General features: G+C 52.0%; 9 protein-coding genes and 1 pseudogene. 8 read left to right on the forward strand and 2 right to left on the reverse strand.

The features are described from left to right. The first annotated feature begins 104 nt into the window (after positions 1–104). A complete protein-coding gene (gene rrtA, locus L2082_RS02950) occupies positions 105–707 on the forward strand; it encodes a rhombosortase (RefSeq protein WP_446007889.1) in 603 nt (200 codons plus the stop codon). Positions 708–977: 270 nt separating this feature from the next. Here rrtA and L2082_RS02955 read toward each other — a convergent pair whose 3' ends face one another. Next, a complete protein-coding gene (locus tag L2082_RS02955) occupies positions 978–1,265 on the reverse strand; it encodes a DeoR family transcriptional regulator (protein ID WP_446007890.1) in 288 nt (95 codons plus the stop codon). A 216-nt stretch (positions 1,266–1,481) separates the two neighbouring features. Here L2082_RS02955 and L2082_RS02960 point away from each other — a divergent pair, with 216 nt between their 5' ends. The 7 genes from L2082_RS02960 to L2082_RS02990 all read left to right on the forward strand — a co-directional run bounded on the left by L2082_RS02960 (position 1,482) and on the right by L2082_RS02990 (position 10,048). Next, complete coding sequence (locus tag L2082_RS02960) at positions 1,482–2,510, forward strand: zinc-ribbon domain-containing protein (protein WP_446007891.1); 1,029 nt, start codon at positions 1,482–1,484, stop codon at positions 2,508–2,510. 40 nt (positions 2,511–2,550) lie between these two features. Beyond that, positions 2,551–3,117, forward strand: coding sequence for a hypothetical protein (locus L2082_RS02965; protein ID WP_446007892.1), 567 nt, complete (start codon positions 2,551–2,553; stop codon positions 3,115–3,117). Continuing rightward, positions 3,114–4,136 (forward strand): hypothetical protein, encoded by a 1,023-nt coding sequence (locus L2082_RS02970; RefSeq protein ID WP_446007893.1) that lies wholly within the window; start codon positions 3,114–3,116, stop codon positions 4,134–4,136. Before L2082_RS02965 ends, L2082_RS02970 begins: the two co-directional genes overlap by 4 nt. Further along, positions 4,129–4,443: a rhomboid family protein gene (locus tag L2082_RS02975; RefSeq protein WP_446007894.1), complete on the forward strand. Its 315-nt coding sequence runs from the start codon at positions 4,129–4,131 to the stop codon at positions 4,441–4,443. The genes L2082_RS02970 and L2082_RS02975 overlap by 8 nt, the downstream gene beginning before the upstream one ends. Then, a complete protein-coding gene (locus tag L2082_RS02980) occupies positions 4,424–5,386 on the forward strand; it encodes a hypothetical protein (protein ID WP_446007895.1) in 963 nt (320 codons plus the stop codon). The genes L2082_RS02975 and L2082_RS02980 overlap by 20 nt, the downstream gene beginning before the upstream one ends. 307 nt (positions 5,387–5,693) lie before the next feature. After that, positions 5,694–7,181, forward strand: coding sequence for a hypothetical protein (locus L2082_RS02985; RefSeq protein ID WP_446007896.1), 1,488 nt, complete (start codon positions 5,694–5,696; stop codon positions 7,179–7,181). Continuing rightward, a complete protein-coding gene (locus tag L2082_RS02990; protein WP_446011439.1) occupies positions 7,178–10,048 on the forward strand; it encodes an NHL domain-containing protein in 2,871 nt (956 codons plus the stop codon). Before L2082_RS02985 ends, L2082_RS02990 begins: the two co-directional genes overlap by 4 nt. On the opposite strand, the pseudogene L2082_RS02995 reads toward L2082_RS02990, so the two are convergent. Continuing rightward, a pseudogene (locus tag L2082_RS02995) lies at positions 9,996–10,217 on the reverse strand (IS66 family transposase); the annotation flags it as partial. The gene L2082_RS02990 and the pseudogene L2082_RS02995 sit on opposite strands and share 53 nt — an antisense overlap.

Genomic DNA, 10,217 nt, shown 5'->3' on the forward strand with positions numbered 1-10,217 from the left:
GAGAAACCGTAGGGGCGAGCGGTGCTCGCCCATTAATACCCGGATGATCGCATACACCAAGGGCGACCGCCGGTCTCCCCTACAACAGGGAGGAGCAAATGAAGATGTTCAGCAGAAACGATAATCACTCAGGCTGGCAACAACAGCCTTGGCTCACCGCTATCCTTTGCGCTGCCTCCTTACTCTTTTTTTTGCTCTTCGGGGAGGCATCGGCAACCTTGGTGTATGATCGTACCGCCATTGCTCAGGGGGCAATATGGCGATTACTCACAGGCCATTTTATCCATTGCGATTTGCCCCATCTGCTCTGGAATCTGCTGCCTTTGGCACTCATCGGCGGCTTGCTGGAACAGCGCATCGGTTGGCGGCGGTTTGCCGATGTGACCATTGTCAGCTGCCTGGGAGTCAGCAGCTGGCTCTGGTTTGGTCGAAACGAGCTGTTGCTCTACTGCGGTCTGTCCGGGATGCTCAACGGCTTGCTGGTCGTGCTGTTAGTAAGAATTTGGCAGGAGAACAGGCATCCAATGCTGCCGCTTATCGGGCTGGTCGCTGTCTTGAAGATTATCGTTGAAACGACAACGCAGGAGGCAATTTTTACCCATCTGAGCTGGGCCGGGTTTCCCGAAGCACATGGGGCCGGACTGGTTACCGGAATACTTTTCCTTGTAATAACAAGCGAGGCGAAAAGGAGTGTGAACAGCTCATGACCCAACAGTAATGCCCGGCACCATTGGCAGTGATAGGCAAATTCTCAGCCTGACCTTCCGCTGCATTGAGTAGCGACAAACAGCCTGATCGGTGATATGATACAGAGAAAGGAGCATCACCACCCCCTCTTTCTCCACCACCTTTTTGAACGGCAACGCATCGTAATTCAGGCGAAGACCACACCTGCCTGCTCCGAATAATGTTGCTCACCACCTTATCATTTTCCAATTCAATATCATACAGGCCATCCTTGCACTGGAACAAACCGATCATGATCCGGGAACAGATAGCCCCACGGACTCAAATCGCTCCCAGCAGAGATCATATTTCGTACTCCTCCCGCCGCCGTCCAGTCGCCGCAACACACCTTTTCTGACCAAATCCTCCAGATCGCGGGAGGCTGTCGCCTTGCTCGTCTTGGCCAGAGATCTGTATTTCCTGGCAGCCAAGTACCCTTCAAACCTTCTCTTCCCCGCATCAAGCAGGGCATTGACCACCTTTTTCTGTCGCGGATTCAGTTCTATCCCGGTAAACTCCTGCCAGAAACTTTTCATCATGCCTCCCTATTTTCGCCTCAATCCATGAGGTGATTATAGAGGCTATTTGCCTCATAGGCAATGGTGGCGTATGTATCAATGCTGGCTTGCTGGATCATGGTAAAAAGAATAAAGAAAAACTTGACGTAATCGCTTCGTAACTTTAAGTTATCTTAATTTGAGAGTAACTGATTTCCGTGTGTATCCTCAATTGATAGCAACAAAAGGAGATAAATAATGAAGCTTGTCTGTCCCCATTGCAATGTCAAAGGTTCCATTGACGATAAATATGTCGGCAAAAAATTAAAATGCCCCAAATGCGGACAGAGCTTTACCGTGACAGAGGAAAAAGCTGCGCAAGTTGCACCACCTGTTGATGATCCTTTTGAGTCAGAGAGTGCTGCCTCCCCCCCACCGCTCCCTTCCTCTTCAAATCCTGATGAACAGGTTAACGAGACAAAGACCTGCACAAATTGCGGTAACTCTTTTCCTGAAGACGAGTTGATAGAGCTGGAAGGACAACAGATCTGTGCAACCTGTAAGCCAATCATCCTCCAAAAACTCAAGGAAGGGACGGTTGCAACTGATTCCGGGAGCTTAGAAAAAGGCATAGCTGGTCAGTACAGTTTTCAGATAGGCGAGGTTCTTTCAGAAGGCTGGGCAAAGGTCAAGGGGGCAAAGGGACCAATATTTGGCGGAGTCTTTGCCATGTATGTTATTTCCTTCTTCATCATGTTCATCGGCGGAATGCTCATAGGCTTATTGGGGCTTAATGAAAGCGGTATAGTGCTCGCTATCATCAGCCAGCTGGGGCTCCAGTTGATCTACGCAGCCCTGACAGTAGTTCTGACCGCTGGTATAATGATGATGGGCGTACGACGGGCATCGGATGAGTCGATCAATTTTTCCATGCTTTTTGACGGGATTGCCCAGGTAAAGCCGCTTCTTATTGCCATGATCCTTCAGACAATCATTATCATGATCGGCTTTCTGCTTCTGATTATTCCGGGAATTTACCTCAGTGTTGCCTACGGACTCACCATCCCCCTGATCATGGACAAAGAACTTGGCCCCTGGGAGGCTATGGAGGCCTCACGCAAGGCAATTCATCATAGCTGGTTCCAGATATTCGGACTTTATTTTGTTATGGGACTTATTTTCATGGTTTCTGCTATTCCCCTGGGAATCGGCCTGATCTGGACCATACCTATGGGAACCATCGTTCTCGGTATCGTCTACAGGATTATTTTTGGCACAGAAGAGTAGGAAGAAAAGGTCTCAGGGCTCGCCTCAGAAACAGGAACCGATGATCATCAAATGTCCGATATGCAGAACCCCTGTTCCAGCTGAACAGTATAATACAGACTCGCTCTGTCCAGGTTGTTCAGCACCTCTGCACTGCACAGCTTATCCAGCCCTGCTCAGAGAGCAAAAGGTTATCCACCCGGAACAGGTGGAGGCTGCGAACCAGGCAAGCTGCTTTTATCATCCAGAAAAACAAGCTGTAGTTGACTGCTCCCACTGTGGCCGTTTTCTCTGTGCCCTTTGCGACCTTGATATGGGAGCAAGCCATATTTGTCCTGTCTGCCTGGAGCGGGGCAAGGATAAACAGGGAGTGATAGAGCAGAAGCAGGGATGTGTTCGCTATGACATCCTTGTGCTGGCCCTTGCTTTCTGGCCCTTTCTCCTGATCATACCCTTGACCGTGCTCACTGCCCCATTGACCCTTTATCTTATCGTCAAATATCATAAGACACCAATCTCCATAACTCCTGTCAGCCGTTGGCGCTTTCCCATGGCTACCCTCCTGGCCACGGCTCAGATCATCGGTATTGGCTTGGTGGTATATCTTTGGCCCTTCCTGTTAACATGAAGAAACAACATACCTACTCTCCGGTCAAAGGATGTCAACATCGCGGATTCTTTGGTGGCGTATCACGCCTCTGGCTTGCTGAGGACCATCTGCTTCTGGTCAGGAATGAGGGTTGGAAGGAGTTGTACCGAAAATTTTATTTCCAGGATATTCAGGCCCTGGTGGTTGCTGAAAATAAGCAACGGCGCAATCAGAGTATAATCTTCCTGGTCATTATCCTGTTTTTTTTGGTTCTGGCTGGCCTGTCCGGGGACGTCGGCAGGATAATCCACTTGGCAATAGCTTTTCTTAGCTTTATACTCCTCTCCGTGAATTGGTTCAAAGGTGCAACCTGCACGGTCCAGATCAGCACTGCGGTGCAGACCACACTTCTCCCCTGCAAGCGGCTTCCTGTTGCCCAAAAGCTTCAGAAAAAACTGAACGCTTCTATTGAACAGGTACAAGGGAATTTTACTCCAGACCACGAAGAAGAACTTGGTCGTAAACATGAACAGGTTGCCGCTGCCAACCATCTCAAACAGACTGCAAAAAAGCCAGAAGAGCTGGAGGAATTTTCTCTGTTCTTTGATAATAAGGCCCATTTGATCAGCTATACTCTCTTTCTCCTGCTGGCTATCATTTATCTGGTTTCCTTTGCAGGCCGGGGGAAACTCATCTATATTCTTGAGAATATAACCTGTTTCCTGGCTTTGCTCGCACTTGTCACGGCCCTGTATCGCCAATCAAAAAGCAAAATCAGGGGGATGTTAGCCAATCTGACCTGGTGGTCCTCATTATGGCTGATACTCAGTGTGCTTGCCAATTTTGGCCTGCTTGTTGCCTTGTTTCGTCAAATGGCGAAACTACAAACCATGCCCAGTAATGAATATGAACTCTGGATGATGCTGGGCCAGATACAGCCAGCTGACTCGCTCTATCTCAGGATATTGTTGATCACCAGGATTGTTTGCTTCAGCCTGCTGGGAGGCCTTGGACTTCGGTTCACCGTCAAAGCCGGAGGAACGGCAACAGATGCTTAAAGAATTTTGTTTTCATCATGCTGACCGGGAACCCGTGGCCCGTTGCCCGGAATGCAATCGTTATTTTTGTCGGGAATGCGTCAGTGACCATGACGGTCGTCTGCTCTGCTCTGACTGCCTTCTGGCCTTGACCAAGCAACAACAGGAGCAACAGCAGGCCCGGATCAAAAAGCTACTGCCGCCTTTGCAGCTGATCTTTGGCCTGCTCGGGGCCTGGCTGGCCTTTTATCTCCTGGCTACCGGCCTTCTCTCCATTCCAGCAACCATCCACGACGGGACTATCTGGCATGAACAAACAAGACGATGAGCTGTTCAGCGTCAATCATTTTCTGCTCATGGACGAGGCCCTGACCTTGGTCAGGAGTGGCGGTTCAACAGCTCTGGTGGCCTATTATCTGGGCACCATTCCCTTTGTGATTGGCCTGCTCTTTTTCTGGAATGATATGAGTTCATCCAGCTTTGCAGCTGACCACATCCTCTGGGCCTCTCTGCTTATGGCTGTACTCTTTTGTTGGATGAAGGGCTGGCAGGCCGTGTACGGGAGAATCCTTTATGAAGTTCGGCTGGGCACACCCCCGCAACCCATAAATCCCGTTGAATTTCTTCGCATCTGTGTCCAGCAGGCCAGAATCCAGCCCTGGGGAATCCTTCTCTTTATTCTCTGTATGCCCCTGCTCTTTATCCCCTTTCCCTGGATAAATGCCTTTTTCCAAAACCATACTGTGCTTGGTGCGGTTGCGGATAAGAAAGAACTTACCCGGCAAAGTCGCAAACTGGCAACAAAGGAGAAATGGCAGAATTATGTGATCATCTGGATTCTCAGTCCCTGGCCCCTGTTTCTGGTCTTCCTCTGCTGTTTTGGTCTGGCCGCTGCTATCAGCACCTCCACAGGAATGATGGGGGTATCTCCTGATCTGCTTGGGGATCTTCCCTGGTTTATCATTGGCACCCTGTTCATCGTTATCGGGGTCTGGCCAGCCAGCCCTTTGGGCGTGGTGGTTGCTGCTAATATTCTTCTCCTTCTCATGGCCTTGCCCTATCTGATCAACATGCTCACCGGCGTTGAAACGGTCATGCTCCGCAGTGGATATTACTGGGTTGCTAACACCACTAGCCTGCTCACCATTTCCTGTGGAGCCTATCTCCTTCTTGATCCGCTCCTGAAGGCCGCTTACACCCTGCGCTGCTTCTATGGTATGTCCTTACGCAGCGGGACGGATCTGCTGGTTGACTTGCGTTTATGTAAGTGATGCTCCAAGCTGGGCAAGCAACTCTCCCGTATTTTCGTTTTAAAAACGGGATTGAATATTATTACCATTTTGTTTTTCTATGCAAAAGATATTAACATTCGTCGGCAGAGTGGAATATGGTCATATGTTGCTCCTGATAATTACCTCCACCACCTCTTGACAAGTAAGAACATTCGAGGTTCCTTGTGAAAAAAATAACGTTGCTGTTCATTATCTCCATTATGGGTTGTTTTCTTCTCTCCTCTGCCTCTGCGACGGCATCGTCCGGCCGTGTATTGGTGTTACCCTGGAAGTCGGGAAGTTTTTGGTGCTCAAGCTGAAAAACGATACAGAGCCTTCTCCCGCGCCCACAGCAAGGCTTACCGCTGATCCGATCTCCATCACAGCAGGCGGCAGCTCGACCCTGAGCTGGACCAGCAGCAATGCGGACAGGGTCAGCATATCCCCGGATAGCGGCAGTGTTTCCGCAAGCGGCACAACCACTGTTACGCCTTCACAAACAACAACCTACACGATCACCGCTGAAGGCCCCGGAGGCACAGCAACGGATACTGTGACAGTCACGATCTCTGATGCTCCGTTTCCTTTGGTCTTTCTGAGCGCCTATCCGACCTCCATTAGCGCAGGCGACAGTGCATTCTTGATCTGGGCCAGCATGAACGCAGATTCTGTAAGCATTGATAACGGCGTCGGCCTGGTCGATTTCAGCGGTTTCACGTTCGTCACACCGACGATAACAACGATCTACACGATCACGGCCCAGGGGCCGGGCGGCACGGCAACGGACACTGTGACGGTCGAGGTCGCCGGAACAACTCCTGCGCCCACAGTCACGATCTCTGCTGATCCGACCTCCATCACAGCGGGTGACAGTTCGACCCTGAACTGGATCAGCACGAATGCGGATTCCGTCAGCATAGACAAAGGGATCGGCACGGTTGATCTCAACGGCTCTGTTGCCGTAGCACCGACAGAAACAAGCACCTACACAATCACTGCCACCGGTGCGGGCGGTACAGCGACTGATACGGTGACAGTGGAGGTTTCGGCATCGCCCGCGCCCACAGTTTCCTTATCCGCTGACCCGACCTCCATCACGGCAGGCGGCAGTGCAACCCTGAGCTGGACCAGCACAAATGCGGATTCCGTGACCATTGATAACGGTATCGGCACGGTTGATCTCAACGCCTCGGTTTCCGTGACCCCTTCAGCAACAACCACCTATACCATTACCGCCACAGGTGCGGGCGGTACGGCAACGGACACTGCCACAGTTGAAGTATTGCCTGCTGCTGACGAACCTGTCATTACGATTTCCGCCGACCCGATCTCCATCACCGCAGGCGGCAGTGCAACCCTGACCTGGACCGGCAGTGCAACCCTGACCTGGACCGGCAGCAACGTTGACAAGATCAGCATTGACAACGGGATAGGGGAGGTTGCGGCAACGGGTTCCCGGAGCGTCACTCCCGAACATACCACAACCTACACCATCACCGGTTCAGGAGACAAAGGCACGGTCAGCGCGCAGGTGACAGTGCAAGTGACTGGCAGCCCGGCAGCGCAGCCGGAAGGTTCGTATGGTGAGCAGTATGACGACCTTGTCCCGGACGATGCGACGGTCGATGCATACGATGAAGAACGATTTGCCCTGATCACCGGTCAGGTGCATAATCTTTCCGGATCGCCGCTGGCCGAGGTGCGGATCACCGTGCATGGCCATCCTGAATACGGTACCGTGCTCACCGATACAGACGGCAGATTCACCATGCCTGTTGAAGGCGGCGGCCCATGACCCTTGCCTACAGGCATGACGGTTTCATCACCTCGCATCGTCAGGTCTATGTGCCCTGGAATGACATTGCTGTTGCGGAAACCGTGCAGATGACGGCTGAAGATTCGGTAGCTACCGAAGTCACCTTTGACGGCAACCCTGCCACCGTGGTCACCCATACCAGCACGCAGGTCAGCGATGAGTTCGGCAACCGGTCAACGACCGTGGTCTTTCAGGGCGACAACAGGGCCTATCTGGTGGACAAACATGGGAATACTGTTCAGGAATTGTCGAACATCACCACCAGGGCCACGGAGTTCAAGACGCAGGAATCCATGCCTGCGGTTTTGCCGCCGAATTCCGCCTATACCTACTGCACGGAACTGTCCGTGGATGGTGCGGCGCGAGTGCGCTTTGACAAGCCGGTCACGGTCTGGGTGGACAATTTCCTCGGTTTTGAGGTCGGCGAGGCCGTGCCGGTCGGGTATTACGACCGTGATCGGGGAGTCTGGGTGCCGTCTGAGAACGGGATTGTGGTCAAGCTGCTGGATACGGACAGCGACGGTATGGTCGATGCCTTGGATAAAGACGGCAACGACCAGCCAGATGATCTGAATAATGACGGTTCCTTTGCCGATGAAGTGATTGGCTTGGAAGATGCGAGCCGCTATGCGCCGGGAGCGACCTTCTGGCGGGTGGCTGTCACCCATTTCACGCCGTGGGACTGCAATTGGCCCTATGGCCCGCCGGAGGGTGCGACAGGGCCGAATCCTGACGGTGTTCCTGATGCGGAAGAATCTAAAGATGATGCACCAGGCGATTGCGAGAATATCAACTCCTACGTCAAAAAACGGGGTCTCATCTTTCATGAAGATATTCCGATTCCGGGAACCGGCATGACTCTGCATTACGCCTCAAATCGGGTGGACGGCTATAAGCAGGTCATCACGGTGCCGGCCAGCGGCGATACGGTGCCGGAGAGCCTGAAAAGCATCATCGTGGAGGTGAAGCTTGCTGGTCGCAAGCTGACCCAGACCTTGGATGCGCTGCCGAATCAGCAGGCGCAATTTGTCTGGGATGGTTTGGATTATTTGGGACGGGAAGTAGGAACGGTGGAGGCCGATGTGTCGGTAGGCTTTGTTTATGATGCCGTGTATTACACTGCCGGAGATTTTGCCAATGCCTTTGCTCAGGCCGGGAGTGAGGTGACAGCCATTGAAGCGCGGCAGGAGGTTACTTCCTGGCAGCGGTTTCAGCTTCAGGTTGGTGCCGGAAAAGCTGCGGGCAACATTGCTGAAGGCTGGAGCCTGTCTGATCATCATGTTCTTGGAAGACGAGCCGTTCACCTGTACAAAGGAAATGGCTCAAGTTTAGAAAATAAGAACTCCAGTATCATAACAACACTCGCAGGCAACGGCAATGGTGGCTACAACGGCGACGATATTCCGGCTTCCGAAGCCGAGCTTAATAAGCCAATAGGAGTGGCGATAGATCAAGCGGGAAATATCTTCATTGCCGATAGAGGAAACCATCGTATCCGCAAGGTAGATATAAACGGCATTATAACAACAGTGGCAGGCACCGGCTCTGAAGGCTATAACGGCGACAACATTCCGGCTATTGAGGCCAAGCTTGCTGAACCAAGCGATGTCGTGGTTGATCAGCTCGGCAATATTTTCATTGCCGACTACGAGAACCATCGTATCCGCAAGGTGGATACTGACGGGATTATCACCACAGTGGCGGGTAACGGTGCTGACAATGTTCCGGCTATTGAGACCGAGCTTCAGAATCCTTATCAATTGGCGGTGGATGCAAGCGGCAATATCTTTATTGGGCATAATACCAGCCTGATTAGCAGGTATATCCGCAAGGTGGATGCAAACGGTATTATCACCACTTTGCTAAAACCATACAAAATCGGCGGATTAGCAGTCAGCCAGACTGGCGACCTTCTTTATGCCGATCCAATGTTCCATTATATCAAAAAGATTGATTCCAGCAGCGGTATCATCACTACAGTGGCCGGTAACGGATCATCAGGCTATAGCGGTGACGGCGGACTGGCAACCGAGGCCAGTTTTAATACGCCAGCGGATCTTGCTGTAGATCAAGCTGGAAACCTCTTTATTGCCGACTACTACAACAAACGTATCCGCAAGGTGGATACGAACGGCATCATCACCACAGTAGCCGGTAACGGGTCATCAGGCTCTGAAGGTGACGGCGGCCCGGCTGCTGCTGCCAGTCTTTTTGAACCTAACAGGGTGGCAGTGGATCATGAAGGCAATATTTTCATTGCTGAGTATGGTCATCACCGCATCCGCAAAGTCGCCCTTGCATCAGCTGTGTTCAAATCGCATATAGCGGCAACCGGTGACATCCCTTTTGCCGACCCAAACGGTCTCGGCTACATCATGTCCGCTACCGGACTGCATAAAAAGACCATTGACTTAGACAGCGGGCTTGTCTTGCAGGAATTCGGCTATGACAGCGACGACAACCTGATTTCCATCACCGACCAGTTCGGCAATGTCACCACCATTGAGCGGGGCGCGGACGGCATTCCCACCGCCATTATCTCCCCGGACGGCCTGCGCACCGAGCTGCATATCAATGCGGATCAGCAGCTCACCCAAGTCGTCTACCCGGACAGCAGCACCTACAATTTCACCTACACCGCTGATGACCTGATGACCGTTGAAGAAGAACCCAACGGTAACCGTTTTGAGCATCATTTTGATGCCAACGGCAAGATCGCTGAGGTGCTGGACGAGGAAGGCGGTCATTGGCAGTACACCCGGCAACGTAACCGTTCAGATCCCTCTCATTTTTTTACGCAGCAAGAGGCAGAGGAGGCACATCCAGCCCCTGGCGCCGAGCCGTGATAACCTCAGCGAGATATTTCCACGGACAGGCGTTGCGCTTCTTACACGTATCAATCACGCTCGCAAGTATGGCGAACACATGACTGCCTTGGCCATTACGGGTACCGTGGCTTAATTTGCGCGCAATAACCCAATGACGTAGTGCTTGCTCCGCCTCATTATTGGTCAG

This window comes from Candidatus Electrothrix sp. (genome assembly GCF_052785085.1).